This is a genomic window from Enterobacter asburiae (assembly GCF_001521715.1).
Classification (GTDB): domain Bacteria; phylum Pseudomonadota; class Gammaproteobacteria; order Enterobacterales; family Enterobacteriaceae; genus Enterobacter; species Enterobacter asburiae.
On the sequence record NZ_CP011863.1, the window covers coordinates 3874923 to 3894469 of the forward strand.

14 protein-coding genes and 1 pseudogene are annotated in these 19547 nt (G+C 57.5%); 6 read left to right on the forward strand and 9 right to left on the reverse strand.

Annotation, left to right across the window (positions count from 1 at the left end):
* Positions 1–346 precede the first annotated feature (346 nt).
* Complete coding sequence (malP, locus tag ACJ69_RS18665) at positions 347–2740, forward strand: maltodextrin phosphorylase (protein WP_059347500.1); 2394 nt, start codon at positions 347–349, stop codon at positions 2738–2740.
* Positions 2741–2749: 9 nt separating this feature from the next.
* A pseudogene (gene malQ / locus ACJ69_RS18670) lies at positions 2750–4827 on the forward strand (4-alpha-glucanotransferase).
* Positions 4828–4894: 67 nt separating this feature from the next.
* Here the strand turns inward: malQ and gntT are convergent.
* From gntT to gntX, 3 genes are all read right to left on the reverse strand, one after another.
* Entirely contained in the window at positions 4895–6211 is a 1317-nt protein-coding gene (gntT, locus tag ACJ69_RS18675; RefSeq protein ID WP_029742207.1) for a gluconate transporter, read from the reverse strand.
* A 394-nt stretch (positions 6212–6605) separates the two neighbouring features.
* Positions 6606–7181 (reverse strand): Fe-S biogenesis protein NfuA, encoded by a 576-nt coding sequence (gene nfuA / locus ACJ69_RS18680; RefSeq protein ID WP_008503055.1) that lies wholly within the window; start codon positions 7179–7181, stop codon positions 6606–6608.
* A gap of 61 nt (positions 7182–7242) precedes the next feature.
* Positions 7243–7926, reverse strand: coding sequence for a DNA utilization protein GntX (gene gntX, locus ACJ69_RS18685; RefSeq protein WP_059347501.1), 684 nt, complete (start codon positions 7924–7926; stop codon positions 7243–7245).
* Between the two features lie 36 nt (positions 7927–7962).
* On the opposite strand from gntX, the gene bioH reads away from it, so the two are divergent.
* Both bioH and ACJ69_RS18695 read left to right on the forward strand, forming a co-directional pair.
* Positions 7963–8736: a pimeloyl-ACP methyl ester esterase BioH gene (bioH, locus tag ACJ69_RS18690; RefSeq protein ID WP_029742204.1), complete on the forward strand. Its 774-nt coding sequence runs from the start codon at positions 7963–7965 to the stop codon at positions 8734–8736.
* A 111-nt stretch (positions 8737–8847) separates the two neighbouring features.
* A complete protein-coding gene (locus tag ACJ69_RS18695; RefSeq protein WP_023309499.1) occupies positions 8848–9117 on the forward strand; it encodes a YdgH/BhsA/McbA-like domain containing protein in 270 nt (89 codons plus the stop codon).
* Positions 9118–9150: 33 nt separating this feature from the next.
* Here ACJ69_RS18695 and feoC read toward each other — a convergent pair whose 3' ends face one another.
* From feoC to greB, 5 genes are all read right to left on the reverse strand, one after another.
* The gene (gene feoC / locus ACJ69_RS18700) at positions 9151–9387 is read right to left on the reverse strand and encodes a [Fe-S]-dependent transcriptional repressor FeoC (protein WP_059347503.1); all 237 of its coding nucleotides are present in this window, start codon (positions 9385–9387) and stop codon (positions 9151–9153) included.
* A 10-nt stretch (positions 9388–9397) separates the two neighbouring features.
* Entirely contained in the window at positions 9398–11716 is a 2319-nt protein-coding gene (gene feoB / locus ACJ69_RS18705) for a Fe(2+) transporter permease subunit FeoB (RefSeq protein WP_059347505.1), read from the reverse strand.
* 33 nt (positions 11717–11749) lie between these two features.
* The gene (gene feoA / locus ACJ69_RS18710; protein WP_054830074.1) at positions 11750–11974 is read right to left on the reverse strand and encodes a ferrous iron transporter A; all 225 of its coding nucleotides are present in this window, start codon (positions 11972–11974) and stop codon (positions 11750–11752) included.
* A 305-nt stretch (positions 11975–12279) separates the two neighbouring features.
* Positions 12280–14610 carry a Tex family protein gene (locus ACJ69_RS18715; protein ID WP_059347507.1) on the reverse strand — a complete coding sequence of 777 codons (2331 nt, stop codon included), beginning with the start codon at positions 14608–14610 and terminating at the stop codon, positions 12280–12282.
* 88 nt (positions 14611–14698) lie between these two features.
* Entirely contained in the window at positions 14699–15172 is a 474-nt protein-coding gene (greB, locus tag ACJ69_RS18720) for a transcription elongation factor GreB (protein WP_014885539.1), read from the reverse strand.
* A 232-nt stretch (positions 15173–15404) separates the two neighbouring features.
* Here greB and ompR point away from each other — a divergent pair, with 232 nt between their 5' ends.
* Positions 15405–16124, forward strand: coding sequence for an osmolarity response regulator transcription factor OmpR (gene ompR, locus ACJ69_RS18725; protein ID WP_001157751.1), 720 nt, complete (start codon positions 15405–15407; stop codon positions 16122–16124).
* On the forward strand, positions 16121–17467 hold the full coding sequence (gene envZ, locus ACJ69_RS18730; RefSeq protein WP_010436407.1) for a two-component system sensor histidine kinase EnvZ: 1347 nt from the start codon (positions 16121–16123) through the stop codon (positions 17465–17467). The genes ompR and envZ overlap by 4 nt, the downstream gene beginning before the upstream one ends.
* A gap of 126 nt (positions 17468–17593) precedes the next feature.
* Here envZ and pckA read toward each other — a convergent pair whose 3' ends face one another.
* Positions 17594–19213 (reverse strand): phosphoenolpyruvate carboxykinase (ATP), encoded by a 1620-nt coding sequence (gene pckA, locus ACJ69_RS18735; RefSeq protein ID WP_023309493.1) that lies wholly within the window; start codon positions 19211–19213, stop codon positions 17594–17596.
* Positions 19214–19547: the final 334 nt, after the last annotated feature.

Below are 19547 nucleotides of genomic sequence, written 5' to 3' on the forward strand. Positions count from 1 at the left end.
AAGGTATAGTGACGTCAAATTTAATAAAGAGCGGGTAAAGTTGAGTGAGAGTAATACTCTCCGGAGATGTAACCCGATGACTAAATTATTATTCTACGTAAGTAATCATTTCAGAACGGATTAATTTCACCCGAAACTGCATTTCATTTCTTTGACATTCTCCCCGGTTACTTTTTTATCTTCCGGGCACACTCGAACTATGCTCTGAGAGTGGCCTCGATCACACTTTTATGCTCATCCCCGCTACTCCTCCCTGTCTAATCCCCCACAGGAGGAGGAAGAGGGGAAATGAGCCAGGCACACTAGCGCCAACTTGTGTTTTCTTTCTAAAGGATGCCGATCCCCTATGTCACAGCCTACCTTCAACAAAGCTCAATTCCAGGCTGCCCTGACGCGTCAGTGGCAGCGTTTTGGCCTTCATGCTGCAAACGAAATGACGCCTCACCAGTGGTGGCAGGCCGTGAGCGGTGCGCTCGCAGAGCAGCTGGATGCTCAACCGGTGGCGAAGCCTGTTAAAGGCCAGCGTCACGTGAACTATATCTCGATGGAATTCCTGATTGGCCGCCTGACCGGCAACAACCTGCTGAACCTGGGCTGGTATCAGGACGTCGGTGACGTGCTGAAAGAACACGACATTAACCTGACCGACCTGCTGGAAGAAGAGACTGACCCGGCGCTGGGCAACGGCGGCCTGGGCCGTCTGGCGGCCTGTTTCCTGGACTCTATGGCGACCGTCGGCCAGTCGGCGATCGGCTATGGTCTGAACTACCAGTACGGCCTGTTCCGTCAGTCGTTTGCCGATGGCCATCAGATGGAAGCGCCAGACGACTGGCATCGCAATACCTATCCGTGGTTCCGCCACAACGCGCAGCTGGATGTGCAGGTCGGCATTGGCGGAAAAGTGACAAAGCAGGGGCTCTGGGAACCGGCGTTCACCATTACCGGTGAAGCCTGGGATCTGCCGGTGCTCGGCTACCGTAACGGCGTGGCGCAGCCGCTGCGTCTGTGGCAGGCGAAGCACGCGCATCCGTTTAACCTGACCAAATTCAACGACGGCGATTTCCTTCGCGCCGAGCAGCAGGGCATCGACGCCGAGAAGCTGACCAAAGTCCTCTACCCGAACGACAACCACCTGGCCGGTAAAAAGCTGCGCCTGATGCAGCAGTACTTCCAGTGCGCCTGCTCCGTGGCGGACATTCTGCGTCGCCATCACCTGGCGGGCCGCAAGCTGGCGCAGCTGCCGGACTTCGAAGTGATTCAGCTCAACGACACGCACCCGACGATTGCCATCCCGGAACTGCTGCGCGTGCTGATCGACGAGCATCAGCTGAGCTGGGACGACGCCTGGGCCATCACCAGCCGTACCTTTGCCTACACCAACCACACTCTGATGCCAGAGGCGCTCGAGTGCTGGGATGAGAAGCTGGTGAAAACGCTGCTGCCGCGCCACATGCAGATCATCAACAAGATTAACGACCAGTTTAAAATCCTGGTGGATAAAACCTGGCCAGGCAACAAGGCGGTCTGGGCGAAACTGGCGGTGGTTCACGATAAGCAGGTGCGCATGGCGAACATGTGCGTGGTCAGCGGCTTTGCGGTGAACGGCGTGGCGGCGCTGCACTCGGATCTGGTGGTCAAAGATCTCTTCCCGGAATACCACCAGCTGTGGCCGACCAAATTCCACAACGTGACCAACGGCATCACGCCGCGTCGCTGGATCAAGCAGTGCAACCCGCTACTGGCCGGTCTGCTGGATAAGACCCTGAAGAAAGAGTGGGCCAACGATCTGGACCAGCTCATCAACCTGGAAAAACAGGCTGACGACGCGAAATTCCGCGAGCAGTACCGGGCGATCAAGCTGGAGAACAAGGTTCGTCTGGCGGAGTTCGTGAAAGTGCGTACCGGCATTGAGATCAACCCGAACGCCATTTTCGATATCCAGATTAAACGTCTGCACGAGTACAAACGTCAGCACCTGAACCTGCTGCACATTCTGGCGCTGTACAAAGAGATCCGCGAGAACCCGCAGGCTGACCGCGTGCCGCGCGTGTTCCTGTTCGGTGCGAAAGCGGCGCCGGGCTACTACCTGGCGAAAAACATTATCCTCGCCATCAATAAAGTGGCGGCGGCGATCAACAGCGATCCGAAAGTGGGCGACAAGCTGAAGGTGGTGTTCCTGCCGGACTACTGCGTCTCGGCGGCTGAACTGCTGATCCCGGCGGCGGATATCTCCGAGCAGATCTCTACCGCAGGGAAAGAGGCGTCCGGTACCGGCAACATGAAGCTGGCGCTGAACGGCGCGCTGACCGTCGGTACGCTCGACGGGGCCAACGTCGAAATCGCCGAGAAGGTCGGTGAAGAGAATATCTTTATCTTCGGCCATACCGTGGAAGAGGTGAAAGCCATCAAGGCCAAAGGCTATGACCCGGTGAAATGGCGTAAGAAAGACAAAGTGCTCGACGCGGTGCTGAAGGAGCTGGAAAGCGGTAAATACAGCGAAGGCGACAAGCACGCGTTTGACCAGATGCTGCACAGCATGGACAAACACGGCGGTGACCCGTATCTGGTGATGGCGGACTTCACGGCCTATGTAGAAGCGCAAAAGCAGGTCGACGTGTTGTATCGTGACCAGGAGGCGTGGACCCGCGCGTGCATTCTGAACACTGCCCGCTGCGGTATGTTCAGCTCTGACCGTTCAATCCGTGATTATCAGGCCCGTATCTGGCAGGCAAAACGCTAAGGAAGCGCGATGGAGAGTAAACGTCTGGACAGCGCCGCGCAGGCGGCGGGGATCAGCCTCAGTTACATAAATGCGCACGGCAAACCGCAGTCTATTGGCGCCGACACCAAAAGACGTTTGCTGGACGCCATGCACAAAGCCGACGCGAAAGCGTCGGTTGCGCCGGTGCCGAACGTGAAGGTGTTCACCTCAGGCAAAAAGATGCCGCTGGCGGTGGAGGGGCGCGGCGAGTTTAGCTGGCTGCTCACCACCGAAGAGGGGCATCAGCACAAAGGCCACGCCACCGGCGGCAAAACGTTAAACCTTCCGGCGAAGCTGCCGGAGGGTATCACACCCTCACGCTCACCCAGGATGACCTGCGTTTCCACTGCCGGGTGATCGTCGCGCCAAAACGCTGCTACGAGCCGCAGGCGCTGCTCGAAGGCAAAAAGCTGTGGGGCGCCTGCGTGCAGCTCTACACCCTGCGCTCCGACAGCAACTGGGGCATCGGTGATTTTGGCGATCTGAAAAAGATGCTGGCTTCCGTGGGCGAGCGCGGCGGCGCGTTTATTGGCCTCAACCCGATCCACGCGCTCTATCCGGCCAACCCGGAGAGCGCCAGCCCGTATAGCCCGTCGTCCCGTCGCTGGCTGAACGTGATTTATATCGACGTTAACGCGTTAGATGACTTCAAAAATAGCAAAGAGGCGCAGGCGTGGTGGAAACTCAGCACCACGCAGCAGGCTCTCAAGCAGGCGCGCGACGCGGACTGGGTGGACTATTCCACCGTCACGGCGCTGAAAATGGCCGCGCTGCGTCTGGCGTGGAAAGGCTTTTCGCAGCGCGACGACGAGCAGATGGCCGCGTTCCGCCAGTTTGTGACGCAGGAGGGCGAGAGCCTGTACTGGCAGGCGGCGTTTGATGCGCTGCACGCGTATCAGGTGAAAGAGGACGAAATGCGCTGGGGCTGGCCGGTCTGGCCTGACGCCTATCAGTCCGTCGACACGCCTGAAGTGAAAGCGTTCTGTGAAAAATATGCCGATGAAGTGGACTTCTACCTGTGGCTGCAGTGGCTGGCGTACAGCCAGTTTGCCGCCTGCTGGCAGGTGAGCCAGGGCTATAAGATGCCGATCGGCCTGTATCGTGACCTGGCCGTGGGCGTGGCGGAAGGCGGCGCGGAAACCTGGTGCGACCGCGAGCTTTACTGTCTGAAAGCCTCCGTCGGCGCGCCGCCGGATATCCTTGGCCCGCTCGGCCAGAACTGGGGATTGCCGCCGATGGATCCGCACGTCATGGCGGCGCGCGCCTACGAGCCGTTTATCGACCTGCTGCGCGCCAACATGCAGAACTGCGGCGCGCTGCGCATCGACCACGTGATGTCCGTGCTGCGCCTGTGGTGGATCCCGTACGGTGAAACCGCCGATCACGGGGCGTACGTGCAGTACCCGGTTGACGATCTGCTGTCGATCCTGGCGCTGGAAAGTAAGCGCCACCAGTGCATGGTGATCGGTGAAGATCTCGGTACCGTGCCGGTGGAAATTGTCAGCAAGCTCCGCGACAGCGGCGTCTACTCCTATAAAGTGCTCTATTTTGAAAACGACCATGAGAAAACCTTCCGCGCGCCGAAAGCGTACCCTGAACAGTCAATGGCAGTCGCGACGACGCATGACCTTCCTACGCTTCGTGGCTATTGGGAAAGCGGCGACCTGACGCTCGGCAAAACGCTGGGGCTGTATCCTGATGAAGAGGTTCTGCGCGGCCTGTATCAGGATCGCGAGCTCTCCAAACAGGGGCTGCTGGATGCGCTTCACAAGCAGGGCTGTCTGCCGAAACGTGCCGGACATAAGGCGTCGTTGATGTCGATGACCGCGACCCTCAATCGCGGCCTGCAGCGCTATATTGCCGACAGCAACAGCGCCCTGCTGGGCCTGCAGCCGGAAGACTGGATTGATATGGCGGAGCCGGTGAACATTCCAGGCACCAGCTATCAGTACAAGAACTGGCGTCGCAAGCTGTCCACAACGCTTGAGAAGATGTTTGCCGATGACGGGGTGAACAAGCTGATTAAGGATTTGGACAAGCGGCGAAAAGCGGCCGCGAAGAAGTGATAAAAAAACCCGCCAGTGGCGGGTTTTTTATTGCCCGGTAAGCGTAGCGCCACCCGGCTTTTTTACATCAAACCACCATATTCAACAGCAGCACCCCGACCAGACCACACACCGAAATAATGGTTTCCAGCGCGGACCAGGACTTGATGGTTTCACCGATTGTCAGGTTGAAGTACTCCTTGAACAGCCAGAAGCCAGGGTCGTTAACGTGAGAGAAAATCACGCTACCGGAACCGACGGCGATAACCATCAGCTCAGGGCTTACGCCCGTTGTCGCAATCAGCGGGGCAACGATACCGCCCGCGGTGATCGCCGCAACGGTTGCAGAACCCAGCGCAATACGCAGAACCGCGGCAATAGACCAGGCCATCAGGAGCGGCGATACGTTGGTTTCATGCATCATGGCAGCGATGTATTTGTCCACGCCGCTGTCGACCAGAACCTGCTTGAACGCACCGCCACCGCCGATGATCAGGAGCATCATGGCAATAATTTTGATGGAAGAGGTCAGCGTGTCGTTGATCTGATCCATAGAACGGCCGCGGTTCAGGCCGAAGGTGAACATCGCGATCAGCACGGCAATCAGCGTTGCCATCACCGGGTCACCCAGGAATTCCGCAACGGACAGGAACGGATGACCTTTCGGCAGGATCATCTCCGCCACGGCGCGCATCGCCATCAGGATCACCGGTACCAGAGAGGTCCAGACGCTGACGCCAAAACCAGGCATCTCTTCTTCGGTGAAGGTTTTGGCGCTGTACAGACCTTCCGGAATCGGCTTATCAATGCCTTTCAGGAAGCGGGCGTAAACCGGGCCAGCCAGAATCACCGTTGGGATCGCCAGAATCGTACCGAACAGCAGGGTTTTACCCATATCCGCGTGGAAAATGGTTGCGATAGCGGTTGGGCCCGGGTGCGGCGGCAGGAAGCCGTGAGTCACGGACAGCGCCGCAGCCATTGGCACACCGACATACAGCAGCGGGATGTTTGCCGCAGCCGCGATGGTGAACACCAGTGGCAGCATCAGCACGAAGCCCACTTCATAGAACAGCGCGAAGCCGACGGTAAAACCGGTTAACACCACGGCCCACTGAATGTGCTGTTTACCGAATTTGGCAATCAGGGTGGTGGCAATACGCTGTGCGCCCCCGCAGTCCGCCAGCATTTTGCCGAGCATGGCGCCGAAGCCCATGATCAGCGCCAGGCTGCCGAGCGTGCCGCCGACGCCGGCTTTGATGGAACTGATAACTTTAACCAGCGGCATACCCTGCATCAGACCGACTGCAAGTGCCACCAGAACCAGAGCGATAAATCCGTTCAGCTTGAAGCGGATCATCAAGAGCAGTAATAACACAACACCGATAGCAACGATGACTAATGGCATGATTTACCTGGCCTTTGAATTGTTATGGGTAACGTCATTGTTTCAACGACAAATTCCGATTGTCCCAACTGGGAACAGAGTGTTAACGGCACTCATACTGATGCCTTCGAAACCATTAAGTTTAGTCGGCTGTTATAAGGATGCTGAGTGCCCACGAGAATGATACGGGTAACATGACTTGATTGAGAATCACCCTGGGAGGGTAAATTTGAATTATGAGACGCAGGTCAACATATAGAGGGAGAGGTAAACGCAAAACGGTAACCACGAGGTTACCGTTTTTAATGTTTTCACCCTCTCCCGTGGGAGAGGGCTGGGGTGAGGGCATCAGACCTCACTATTTTTGTAGGCCCGGTAAGCGCAGCGCCACCGGGCGATACAGACGGATACTGAATTAGTAGTAAGAGTGCTCGCCGCGCTGGTGCTCGGTCAGGTCACGCACGCCTTTCAGTTCCGGGAACTCGTTCAGCAGCTGCTTCTCGATCCCTTCTTTCAGCGTTACATCGACCATGGAACAGCCGTTACAGCCGCCACCAAACTGCAGAATGGCAAAACCTTCGTCGGTGATTTCCATCAGGGAAACACGACCGCCGTGGCCCGCCAGCTGTGGGTTGATCTGGGATTGCAGCAGATACTCAACGCGTTCCATCAGCGGGGCATCGTCAGACACTTTACGCATTTTCGCGTTCGGCGCTTTCAGGGTCAGCTGAGAACCCAGCTGATCGGTGACGAAGTCGATCTCCGCATCTTCAAGATACGGTGCACTCAGCTCATCAACGTAGGCGGTGAGCTGTTCAAATTTAAGGGCAGTGTCAGTCGCTTCCACAGCGTCCGGAGGACAATAAGAAACACCACATTCTGCATTCGGAGTGCCTGGATTAATCACAAACACGCGGATCTGCGTCCCTTCTTCCTGATTTGCCAGCAGTTTGGCAAAGTGCGCTTGTGCAGAATCGGAAATACGGATCATAGCTTTGGCCTAATAGTTGACTAAATTACCTGGGTATAATCATACGCCCATTGAAGAAGGGCTACAAGGTACGGCACAGACACCATACCTGAACCGACGCGGCGCCGCTTCGCAAAAGCAGTCGGGAAAGTTCAGCAACGGTACTGCCCGTGGTGACGACATCATCCACAATCGCGATATGGAGACCGTCGACCGGCAATTCAAGGCGAAAGGCATTTTTGAGGTTTCTTTTGCGCAGCCGGGCGCTGAGCTGATGCTGGATGGCGGTGGCATGAACACGCGTCAGCGCGCGGGCCTCGTACCGACAGCCGAGCCACCACGCGAGGGGACGGCAGAGCAGGTCACTCTGGTTATAGCCGCGCCGCCAGTGCCGACGTCGGTATAAAGGGACATTCACCACCATGTCGATTTTCGCCAAAGCCCGCTGACGCCGCGCCTGCAAAACCGCCAGCAATAGCAGGCGGGCAAGGGGCTGTGCCAGCGAGCTCTGCCCGGAAAACTTCAGCGCATGAACCAGTCTGCTCAGCGGGGAGACATAATCATCCACGGCCACCAGCGCGCTCCACGGCGGGGATTTTTTCAGGCAGCGGCCACAGGGCAACGAGGGGTTTGTGGCCGGTAAACCACATTGTGGACAGATCCCGATACGCCATTCCAGCGCTCGCGTACAGACAGAGCAGACACCCCACCCGCTGAGCGCCAGCGGCATTTGGCATAGCCAGCACAAGCCGGGTACTGTTAGCATGTGCAACCTCCTTGTGAAAAAAGAGAACAGTAACTGATGAAGACGCTGTGGTGGCAGACCGTAGGGACAGGAAATTGCCATCTTGTGCTGCTGCACGGATGGGGCCTGAACGCGGAGATATGGCATTGCATACGTGAGGAACTTGCCTCGCATTTCACACTGCATCTGGTGGATTTACCCGGTTTTGGCCGCAGCCGCGGGTATGGTGCGTTGTCGCTTGATGAGATGGCGCAGCAGGTTCTGGACGCTGCGCCGCAAAACGCGGTCTGGCTGGGCTGGAGCCTGGGCGGGCTGGTGGCAAGCCAGATTGCGCTGTCGCGGCCTGACCGCGTAAAAGCGCTGGTGACGGTGGCGTCATCGCCCTGTTTTAGCGCGCAGGAAGAGTGGCCGGGGATCAAGCCTGACGTGCTGGCGGGCTTCCAGCAGCAGCTGAGCGACGATTTCCAGCGGACCGTAGAGCGGTTCCTGGCATTGCAGACAATGGGCACTGACACCGCGCGTAAGGATGCCCGAACGCTGAAGCAGACCGTGCTTTCGCTGCCGATGCCGGAGGTTGAGGTGCTCAACGGGGGGCTTGAACTCCTGAAAACGGTTGACCTGCGCGAGCCGCTGGCCGCGCTGACGATGCCGCACCTGCGTATCTATGGTTACCTCGACGGGATCGTGCCGCGCAAAGTGGTTCCGCTGCTGGATTCGCTCTGGCCGGACAGTGAATCGCAGATCATTGCTAAAGCCGCACATGCCCCGTTTATCTCTCATCCGACGGAGTTTTGTTCAGCGCTCATTGCGTTAAGTCAACGTTTCGACTGATTATTTTCTATCCAGCCTGGAAAAAGTTACACACCGCAACCATACTCCTGATGTCGTTGCGGTTGTTCTGCCTACGATAATCAAAACAACAATCCTATGGAGAGTCAGGCTATGAAACTTGTTACAGGTATTGTCACTTCTCTGGTTATTGGGTCACTGTCATTTGGCGTCTTTGCGGCAAAAGAGCTGGAAAAAGATAAAGTTGCCGGCATGAATCTGACGAAAATTGGTGAGATTTCTACGTCTGACACCACCGCGCCGATGGACGCGAGAAAAGAGCTGTCGAAGAAAGCGGATGAGCTGGGCGGAACGTACTACGTCGTCACCAGCGCAGAAAAACAGACCAAAAACGTACGCGCAACCGCGGACGTCTACAAGTAATACGATAAAGCCGGGCAGCGATGCCCGGCTTTGTTAACGCAGCGCCCACCACTCTCTTAGGCAGGCCTTTCCTTCCGGACAGCTTTTACAACTGCCGGAGAGACAGCCGTCCGCGTCTTCCTGAATCCGCACGGCTTTCCCCATGGCTTCCAGTCTTTCCAGCATGGCATCGATCATCGGCTGCGGCGTATGCAGGCTGAAGCTCAGCTGTTTCGCCTCCATCCGCCCTTGCAGTGCCAGCAGGTCACGAACCTGAATCAACGATGCCATGGTGTGCTCCTTAGTGACAGTCGCCCGCCGGGCTGCTGCAGCAGGTCGCGGCGGTTTTACGGTTTGCCAGCAGGTCGATGTCGACGCGGCTGCGCGCCCGCCGCAGCAGACCAAGCACGATCGCGTTAAACAGCACAACCGAGAGAATACAGACCAGGCTGTAGCGCGGATGCTGGCTGAAGTTAACGGTTTGATAAAAGAGCGTCGACAGCGAGTACGCAATGTTTAACCCCCACAGGATGGAGAAGCCCATCCAGCCGCGGCTGGACTCGCGCGCAATCGCCCCCATCACGGAGATGCATGGAATGTAGAGCAGAACAAAGATGAGGTAGCTGTAGGCCGCAGACGCGCTGCCAAATTTCTCGCCCATCACGCCCATGGCACCCGTCGCCATTTCGCCGTCGCCTTTGCTGGCCTCAATAGGGTTCGCCAGCACGCTCAGGCTGAAGGTGTCTTTCAGGCTCTGCCTGGTTTCCTCTACGGCACCCAGCAGTTCATGACCGAGATGAAACTCTGCCGGATTAAATTCCTGTTCCTGAATGTTCTCGGCGGTGTAAAGCGTGTTCAGGGTGCCGACAACCACCTCTTTCGCCATCGCGCCGGTGAACAGCCCGACGGTTGCCTGCCAGTTATCCTCATGCACGCCAATCGGTTTGAAGACCGGCGTGATGACGCGGCTGACGGAGGCGAGGGCAGAGTCGTTGATGTTATCTGCCGCCTGCCCGCTGAGGGTGAAGCTGTTCAGCGCGCTCAGGAAAATGCTGACGATGACAATGACCTTACCGGCGCGCAGCACAAAGCCCTTCAGGCGCTGCCAGGTCTGGATCGCCAGGCTTTTCAGATGCGGCACGTGATACACCGGCAGCTCCATCACAAACGGCGACGCTTCACCGCGCATGATGGTGTGCTTCAGCATTAAACCGGTAAGAATAGCCATCACGATGCCCAGCACGTACAGCGAGAAGACCGCCAGCGCGCCCTGCTGACCGAAGAAGGCTGCAGCAAAGACCGCAAAGATTGCCAGACGGGCACCGCAGGACATAAACGGCGCCATCATGATGGTCATAAGACGTTCACGCGGCGCATCCAGGGTGCGTGCGCCCATCACCGACGGTACGTTACAGCCGAAGCCGACAATCAGCGGGACGAAGGATTTACCCGGCAGACCCAGCGCCTGCATCAGACGATCCATCACAAACGCGGCGCGCGCCATGTAGCCGGAATCTTCCAGGAACGAGAGGAACAGATACATCATGCCGATCTGCGGCACCAGAGGCAGAACGGTGTTGATACCGCCGCCGATCCCCTGCGCGAGGAAGATGGTTAACCATTCCGGGAAGTGCAGGGTGTAACCCACCCACTGAATACCGTGTACGAAGACCGCGACGGAACCGGCGTCGAAAATGGGCTGGAGTGCGCCGCCGATGTTAATGGCGAGCAGGAACATCACGTACATGACCAGCAGGAAGATGGGCAAACCGAGGAAGCGGTTAAGCACAACTTTATCCACCGCTGCCGTAAAGCGGCTGGGCTCTGCCGTCAGGGCGTTGCTGACAACGTCGCAAATCGAGGCGATGGCCTGGTAACGCGCATCGGCGATGTGTAGCGCCGGGTCGTCCAGCTCGTCGCTAAGACGGGCCACCGTCGCGTCCAGCTTATCTGCCGCATGCCCGGCGTAAGCGCGGCTGTAGATATCGCCTTCCAGCATCTGCAGGCCGAGCCACAGGCGCTGTTTTGCAGGCATGCTGTTGTCCATCTCCTGCGCCAGCACATTGGCTTCGCGCAGGAGAGGCTGCGCGTAATGCACCAGCTCAATGTCGCGATTACCCTGGTGACGGTCAATGGCCAGCTTCAGCGCATCAATACCGCGAGCGCGCGTCGAGACCAGCGGAACGACCGGGCAACCCAGGCGCGCGGAGAGGGCATCGACGTCGATACGCAGCTTTTGTTTCTCCGCAATGTCGAGCATGTTGAGCGCCACGATGCAGGGGATCCCCAGCTCCAGCAGCTGCAGCGTCAGATAAAGGTTACGTTCGAGATTGGAAGCGTCGACCACGTTGATCAGCAGGTCCGCGTCGCCGCCAAGAATATAGTGGCAGGCGATCTGCTCATCGAGCGAAGTTTGCGACGAAATGGTGGTTAAGGAGTAGGTGCCGGGAAGGTCAACCAGCGTCACCTGGCTGTCCGTTGTCGTGAACTGGCCTTCTTTACGCTCAACCGTCACGCCCGCCCAGTTGCCCACGCGCTGGCGGGCTCCGGTCAGCTGGTTAAAAAGGGTGGTCTTGCCGGAATTAGGATTGCCAATTAAGCCAATAGTTAACTTTTTCATTTTTTTAGACTCACTGAAACCGCTGGCTTGTTATCAGGATAAGGCTTCGACTTCTATTAACGCGAGGTCTTTCTTACGCAGCACCAGATTTACGCGGCGGGTTTCGATATGAACCGGATCGCCCAGCGGCGCCACGCGCACGACCTGGAATGACGAGCCGGGCAGCATGCCCAGCGACAGCAGCTTTTGCCGATAGGCCGGGCTAATTTCGCGGGTAAAACCGGTAATCTTCCATGCACTGTCTGGAGTGAATTGCATAACGCCTGATTCCACGAAAGGTTAAATTATCTACTATGGGATGATAATGAGAATAGTTTTTATCAGCAATATTAAAACTGTGACGGAATGTTGTTTACGGTATTAATTTACGGCCTGTTTGACCTGGCTCAATATTTGCTGAATTGCCTGGAAAACGAAAAGGGGAGTATTTGTTAACGGAGTGATAATTCGTGGTTTAAATATGGCTATGCAATCGGTTTCATATATTTCGATATGATTTTATGCCCCCCACCCTAACCCTCTCCCCTTTGGGGAGAGGGTTAGGGTGGGGGGCATTGACAACCTTAGCGTTTCTTACCCATCGCTGCCGCCAGCGCATCCATCATCGCGCTGTTGCCTGCAGGCTGAGCATCACGTCCGCGCGGTTTTGCCGCTTTCGCGGCCGGGCGCTGCTGCTCGCGGCCACCGCCGTTTCCGCCACGGCGCGCGTTGGTGTCGCCCGGCTGCTCGTCCAGACGCATGGTTAGCGCGATACGCTTGCGCTGCAGATCCACTTCCAGCACTTTGACCTTCACGATGTCACCCGCTTTAACCACGGTGTGCGGGTCTTCAACGAACTTGTCGGCGAGGGATGAGATATGCACCAGACCGTCCTGATGCACGCCGATATCCACAAACGCGCCAAAGTTGGTGACGTTGGTCACCGCGCCTTCCAGCACCATGCCGGGCAGCAGGTCGTTCATGGTTTCCACGCCGTCAGCAAAGGTCGCCGTTTTGAACTCAGGGCGCGGATCGCGTCCCGGCTTTTCCAGCTCTTTGATGATGTCGGTGACGGTTGGAACACCAAATTTATCATCGGTGAAATCAACGGCTTTCAGGTTGCGCAGGGCGCTGTTGTCGCCCATCAGGTCTTTCAGCGCCTGCTGGGTGGCGGCCAGAATACGCTCCACAACCGGGTACGCTTCCGGGTGAACGGTGGAGGCATCCAGCGGGTTATCGCCGTGGTTGATGCGCAGGAAGCCCGCGCACTGCTCAAAGGCTTTTGGCCCCAGACGGCTCACCTTCAGCAGCTGCTGACGGTTCTGGAACTGGCCGTTCTCATCACGCCAGGCGACGATGTTCTGGGCCATCATGCGGGTTAAGCCTGCCACGCGGGTCAGCAGGGGAACGGAGGCGGTATTCAGGTCAACGCCGACGGCGTTTACGCAGTCTTCCACCACCGCATCCAGCTTGCGCGCCAGCTGAGTCTGGCTCACGTCGTGCTGATACTGGCCCACGCCGATAGATTTCGGATCGATCTTCACCAGCTCCGCCAGCGGATCCTGCAGGCGGCGTGCGATAGAAACCGCACCGCGCAGGGAAACGTCCAGGTCAGGGAACTCCTGGGCCGCCAGCTCGGATGCGGAATAAACGGATGCCCCGGCCTCGCTGACGATCACTTTCTGTGCCGTCACTTTCGGGAACTGCTTCTGCACGTCGAGGTAGAAACGCTCGGTTTCACGAGAGGCCGTACCGTTGCCGATGGCAACCAGCTCGACGTTGTATTTTTCGCACAGCGCCGCCACCACGACGGCCGCTTTGGCTGCCTGGCCGGTGTGCGGATAAATGGTATCGGTCGCCACCAGCTTGCCGGTGCCGTCAACCACAGCGACCTTCACGCCGGTACGCAGACCCGGATCGAGACCCATGGTCGCGCGCAGGCCAGCGGGGGCGGCCATCAGCAGGTCGTGCAGGTTACGGGCGAAGACGTTAATCGCTTCATCTTCGGCACGCTCGCGCACGGTGCCCATCAGCTCGGTTTCAAGGTGCATCAGCACCTTGATGCGCCAGGTCCAGCTCACCACGCCTTTGCGCCAGCTGTCCGCCGGGGCGTTGTTCAGGCGCAGGCCGAGATGGTCGATAATGATCTGCTCGCAGTGGCTCTCTTTCGGCGGCTCGTCAAACTGCGGATCGGCGTTCAGGGAGAGCTGGAGCACGCCTTCGTTGCGGCCGCGGAACATTGCCAGCGCGCGGTGAGACGGCGCGGTAGAGATCGGTTCGTGGTGATCGAAGTAGTCGCGGAATTTCGCGCCTTCTTCCTCTTTACCCGCGACGACGGTAGAGACGATGTGGGCTTTCTTCCACAGGTAATCGCGCACTTTAGCAAGCAGGGCGGCGTCTTCGGCGAAGCGCTCCATCAGAATGTAGCGCGCGCCGTCAAGGGCGGCCTTGGTGTCCGCTACGCCTTTGTCGGCGTCGATAAATTTGGCGGCTTCGGTTTCCGGGTCGTGGGACGGCTCGTTCCACAGCAGGTCGGCCAGCGGCTCAAGACCCGCTTCAATCGCAATCTGCCCGCGCGTGCGGCGCTTCGGTTTGTACGGCAGATAGAGATCTTCGAGTTCGGTTTTGCTCAGGGTGCCGTTGATGGCGCTTTCAAGCTCGCTGGTCAGCTTGCCCTGTTCGCCGATGGATTTGAGGATCGCCTGACGACGTTCTTCCAGCTCGCGCAGATAGCCCAGACGGGTTTCCAGGTTACGCAGCTGCGTGTCATCCAGACCGCCGGTGACTTCCTTACGATAGCGTGCAATAAACGGCACGGTGTTCCCTTCATCAAGCAGGCGAACGGCAGCTTCTACCTGTTCGGCTCTGGCCTGAATATCACCCGCAATAATGCGGCAGAGCGAATCTTTCATCATGGCTTTATCATCTGTTGAGTCGAAAAAATCAGGGGATAGTTATACGGGCTGACACGGCAAAATGCCAGCCGGGGAGGGCGCTCTCGGACTATTTTACGTAGACGATCTCATTGACGTACCAGCTGGCTTCACCGGCAGGGGTCTGAACGACGGCCAGATCGCCCACTTCCTTTTTCAGCAGCGCGCGGGCCATCGGGGAGTCGATGGAGATGTAATCCTTACGACCAAAAATTTCATCGTAGCCGACAATGCGAAAACGCAGGGTGTCACCGTCGTCGTTTTCAATCTCCACCCACGCGCCGAAGAACACTTTGCCCTCCTGCTGCGGGGAGTAATCGACAATTTTGAGATTCTCGAGGCACTTCGTCAGATAGCGAACCCGGCGGTCAATTTCGCGCAGCCGCTTTTTGTTGTACTGGTAGTCAGCGTTTTCGCTGCGATCGCCCAGGCTTGCCGCCCAGGTCACCTTTTTGGTTACTTCAGGACGCTCTTCGCGCCAGAGGTAATCCATCTCTTTTTTGAGCTTTTCGTACCCTTCGCGGGTGATCAGGGGCGTTTTCATGGTAAAGCCTTTGCTGCCTGCCGGTTAACTGTCTTGCGCACAATACGTACCACACAGTGTAACAGACAGGATTAATAATGATTTATGTGATGAAATGAGCAGATAAGCTGCTGTTAAATATGCTTTGTAACAATTTCGACTAGAATTTATACCAGAATTAACTGGTCGAATACGTGCACTTTTTTAGAATACGCTGTTACAAAGACTATCCGAACCTTTGGGAGTACACACAATGCAAGAGAACTACAAAATTCTGGTCGTGGATGACGACATGCGCCTGCGCGCGCTGCTGGAACGTTATCTGACCGAGCAGGGCTTCCAGGTTCGTAGCGTCGCGAACGCTGAGCAGATGGACCGTCTGCTGACCCGTGAATCTTTCCACCTGATGGTTCTCGACCTGATGCTGCCTGGCGAAGACGGGCTTTCTATTTGCCGCCGTCTGCGCAGCCAGAGTAACCCGATGCCGATCATCATGGTCACGGCGAAGGGCGAAGAAGTTGACCGTATCGTGGGCCTCGAAATCGGCGCGGACGACTACATTCCAAAACCGTTTAACCCGCGTGAACTGCTGGCGCGTATTCGCGCTGTTCTCCGCCGTCAGGCTAACGAACTGCCCGGCGCACCGTCTCAGGAAGAAGCCGTCATTGCCTTCGGCAAGTTCAAGCTGAACCTCGGCACGCGCGAGATGTTCCGTGAAGACGAGCCAATGCCGCTCACCAGCGGCGAGTTTGCGGTCCTGAAAGCGCTGGTCAGCCACCCGCGTGAACCGCTTTCCCGTGACAAGCTGATGAACCTGGCGCGCGGTCGCGAATACTCCGCAATGGAGCGCTCCATTGACGTGCAGATCTCCCGCCTGCGCCGCATGGTGGAAGAAGATCCTGCGCATCCTCGTTATATTCAGACCGTATGGGGTCTGGGCTACGTGTTCGTCCCGGACGGCTCTAAAGCATGAGGCGAATGCGCTTCTCGCCGCGTAGCTCGTTTGCCCGCACCCTGTTACTGATCGTCACCCTGCTGTTCGTCAGCCTGGTGACGACCTATCTGGTGGTGCTGAACTTTGCGATCCTGCCGAGCCTCCAGCAGTTTAATAAGGTCCTGGCCTACGAAGTCCGTATGCTGATGACCGATAAACTGCAGCTGGAGGACGGCACGCAGCTCGTCGTTCCCCCGGCGTTTCGCCGTGAAATCTACCGTGAGCTGGGCATTTCGCTCTATTCCAACGAAGCGGCGGAAGACGCGGGCCTGCGCTGGGCTCAGCACTATGAATTCCTCAGCCAGCAGATGGCGCAGCAGCTGGGCGGCCCAACGGAAGTGCGCGTTGAGGTCAACAAAAGCTCGCCCGTCGTCTGGCTGAAAACCTGGCTGTCACCCAATATCTGGGTGCGCGTTCCGCTGACCGAAATCCATCAGGGCGACTTCTCGCCGCTGTTCCGCTACACCCTGGCGATTATGCTGCTGGCGATAGGCGGCGCGTGGCTATTTATCCGTATACAGAACCGACCGCTGGTCGACCTGGAGCACGCTGCGCTGCAGGTCGGTAAAGGGATTATTCCACCTCCGCTGCGCGAATATGGTGCCTCGGAAGTCCGTTCGGTGACGCGCGCGTTTAACCATATGGCGGCAGGCGTGAAGCAGCTGGCGGACGATCGTACGCTGCTGATGGCGGGCGTCAGCCATGACCTGCGCACGCCGCTGACGCGTATTCGTCTGGCGACGGAGATGATGGGGGAAGAGGACGGTTACCTTGCCGAGTCCATCAATAAGGACATCGAAGAGTGTAACGCCATCATCGAGCAGTTTATTGACTACCTGCGCACCGGACAGGAGATGCCGATGGAAATGGCGGATCTGAACGCGGTGCTGGGCGAGGTTGTGGCGGCGGAAAGCGGCTACGAGCGCGAGATTGATACCGACCTTCAGGCGGGGGAGATCCAGGTACGCATGCACCCGCTCTCCATCAAACGTGCAGTGGCGAACATGGTGGTCAACGCGGCGCGCTACGGCAATGGCTGGATTAAAGTCAGCAGCGGGTCTGAACTCAACCGCGCCTGGTTCCAGGTGGAAGACGACGGTCCGGGCATCAAGCCCGAGCAGCGTAAGCATCTATTCCAGCCGTTTGTGCGCGGCGACAGCGCGCGCAGCACCAGCGGCACGGGCTTAGGCCTGGCGATTGTTCAGCGTATTATCGATAACCACAACGGGCTGCTGGAGATTGGCACCAGCGAGCGGGGTGGGTTGAGCATTCGCGCCTGGCTGCCGGTACCGGTGACGCGGGGGCAGGTGAAAGAGGGTTAAAAAAAGGGTGGCAATTGCCACCCTTTTTTGTAGATCGGGTAAGGTGAAGCCGCCACCCGACAACATAAGACCTCTGCGGCCTGATGCCCTCACCCCAGCCCTCTCCCACAGGGAGAGGGAGAAGGGCTACAGCTTAGGTCCTGCGCTCACCAGCGCAGCACCCGCCGGGGTATCGGTATACTTCTCGAAGTTCTCGATAAACAGCTTCGCCAGCGATTCCGCCTTCTCGCGCCACTGCTCCGGAGAACCGTACGTGTTGCGCGGGTCGAGGATATGCGTATCCACACCCGGCAGCGACGTTGGGATCGCCAGGTCAAACATCGGCAGCGTAAAGGTTTCGGCGTCGTCCAGAGAACCATCCAGAATGGCGTCGATAATCGCGCGGGTATCTTTGATAGAGATACGTTTGCCGGTACCGTTCCAGCCGGTGTTCACCAGGTAGGCCTGCGCACCGGATGCCTGCATGCGTTTCACCAGTACTTCAGCGTACTGCGTCGGGTGCAGCGACAGGAAGGCCGCGCCGAAGCAGGCGGAGAAGGTTGGGGTTGGCTCCGTCACGCCGCGCTCGGTACCCGCCAGCTTGGCGGTAAAACCGGAGAGGAAGTGATACTGCGTCTGGCTGGCCGTCAGGCGAGACACCGGCGGCAGCACGCCGAACGCATCCGCCGTCAGGAAAATGACCTTCGTGGCATGACCCGCTTTTGACACCGGCTTCACGATATTGTCGATGTGGTAGATCGGGTAAGAAACGCGGGTGTTTTCCGTTTTCGACGCATCGTCGAAGTCGATGGAGCCGTCGGCACGCACGGTGACGTTTTCCAGCAGCGCATCGCGACGGATCGCGTGGAAGATATCCGGCTCGGCCTCTTCAGACAGGCGAATGGTCTTCGCGTAGCAGCCGCCTTCAAAGTTGAATACCCCGTCGTCATCCCAGCCGTGTTCGTCATCGCCAATCAGGCGACGTTTTGGATCGGTGGACAGGGTGGTTTTACCGGTGCCGGACAGGCCGAAGAATACCGCCACGTCGCCTTTTTCACCGACGTTAGCCGAGCAGTGCATGGAGGCGATGCCCCGCAGCGGCAGCAGGTAGTTCATGACGGAGAACATCCCTTTCTTCATTTCGCCGCCGTACCAGGTACCGCCGATCAGCTGGATACGCTCGGTCAGGTTGAAGGCCACAAAGTTTTCGGAGTTCAGACCCTGCTCTTTCCACTGTGGATTAGTGCATTTCGCACCGTTCATCACGATGAAATCCGGGGTGAAATCCTGCAGCTCTTCGTCAGTTGGACGAATAAACATGTTTTTCACGAAATGCGCCTGCCAGGCCACTTCAGTGATAAAACGCACGGAGAGACGGGTGTCGGCGTTTGCGCCGCAGAAAGCGTCGACAATGAACAGACGCTTGCCGGAAAGTTGATGAGTGACGAGCCCTTTCAGGTGCTGCCAGGTTTCCGGAGAGAGCGGTTTATTGTCGTTCTTCCCTTTGCCCTTGTCAGCCCACCACAGCGTATCGCGGGTGGTTTCGTCTCGGACGATATACTTATCTTTCGGCGAACGACCGGTAAAGATACCGGTATCGACGGCGATAGCACCAAGATTCGTCAACACACCACGCTCGTATCCTTCCAGTGCTGGATTGAGCTCTTCCTGATACAGCGTATCGTAGTCGGGGTTGTAGACGATTTCCTGGACGTCGTGAATACCATAAGCCTTGAGATCTTGCGGGGTTAAACCAGTAACACGCATATCACTGCTCCTTAGCCAATATGTACTGCCTGAAATTGTAGGGTTTTTCTGAGGTTGTTAACCGCGACGGGGCTCATAGATTTACGCATCTGGACAAAACCCTTACTAACGGAAAACGCTGCGACTCCAGTCACAGCGCAGGCGGATTATCGCAGGAATCGCTTTTTGGTTGGGGAAAATGTTCCGAAAAGGTTAAAGAGTGGTGATTTTATCGGAAAGAATGTGAATGTAATCGCATACACGTAAGAAAATTACGTAAGTGTTACATAGGGAAAGCGATTCAGCTTGGGGGGAGTTTTTTACCCCTCACCCCAGCCCTCTCCCCAAAGGGGAG

What these genes read in the sequence shown, in the direction of transcription:
- malP (WP_059347500.1), top strand. Translation starts at nt 347, where the DNA reads ATGTCACAGCCTACCTTCAACAAAGCTCAATTCCAGGCTGCCCTGACG.
- gntT (WP_029742207.1), bottom strand. Translation starts at nt 6,211, where the DNA reads ATGCCATTAGTCATCGTTGCTATCGGTGTTGTGTTATTACTGCTCTTG.
- nfuA (WP_008503055.1), bottom strand. Translation starts at nt 7,181, where the DNA reads ATGATCCGTATTTCCGATTCTGCACAAGCGCACTTTGCCAAACTGCTG.
- gntX (WP_059347501.1), bottom strand. Translation starts at nt 7,926, where the DNA reads ATGCTAACAGTACCCGGCTTGTGCTGGCTATGCCAAATGCCGCTGGCG.
- bioH (WP_029742204.1), top strand. Translation starts at nt 7,963, where the DNA reads ATGAAGACGCTGTGGTGGCAGACCGTAGGGACAGGAAATTGCCATCTT.
- ACJ69_RS18695 (WP_023309499.1), top strand. Translation starts at nt 8,848, where the DNA reads ATGAAACTTGTTACAGGTATTGTCACTTCTCTGGTTATTGGGTCACTG.
- feoC (WP_059347503.1), bottom strand. Translation starts at nt 9,387, where the DNA reads ATGGCATCGTTGATTCAGGTTCGTGACCTGCTGGCACTGCAAGGGCGG.
- feoB (WP_059347505.1), bottom strand. Translation starts at nt 11,716, where the DNA reads ATGAAAAAGTTAACTATTGGCTTAATTGGCAATCCTAATTCCGGCAAG.
- feoA (WP_054830074.1), bottom strand. Translation starts at nt 11,974, where the DNA reads ATGCAATTCACTCCAGACAGTGCATGGAAGATTACCGGTTTTACCCGC.
- ACJ69_RS18715 (WP_059347507.1), bottom strand. Translation starts at nt 14,610, where the DNA reads ATGATGAAAGATTCGCTCTGCCGCATTATTGCGGGTGATATTCAGGCC.
- greB (WP_014885539.1), bottom strand. Translation starts at nt 15,172, where the DNA reads ATGAAAACGCCCCTGATCACCCGCGAAGGGTACGAAAAGCTCAAAAAA.
- ompR (WP_001157751.1), top strand. Translation starts at nt 15,405, where the DNA reads ATGCAAGAGAACTACAAAATTCTGGTCGTGGATGACGACATGCGCCTG.
- envZ (WP_010436407.1), top strand. Translation starts at nt 16,121, where the DNA reads ATGAGGCGAATGCGCTTCTCGCCGCGTAGCTCGTTTGCCCGCACCCTG.
- pckA (WP_023309493.1), bottom strand. Translation starts at nt 19,213, where the DNA reads ATGCGTGTTACTGGTTTAACCCCGCAAGATCTCAAGGCTTATGGTATT.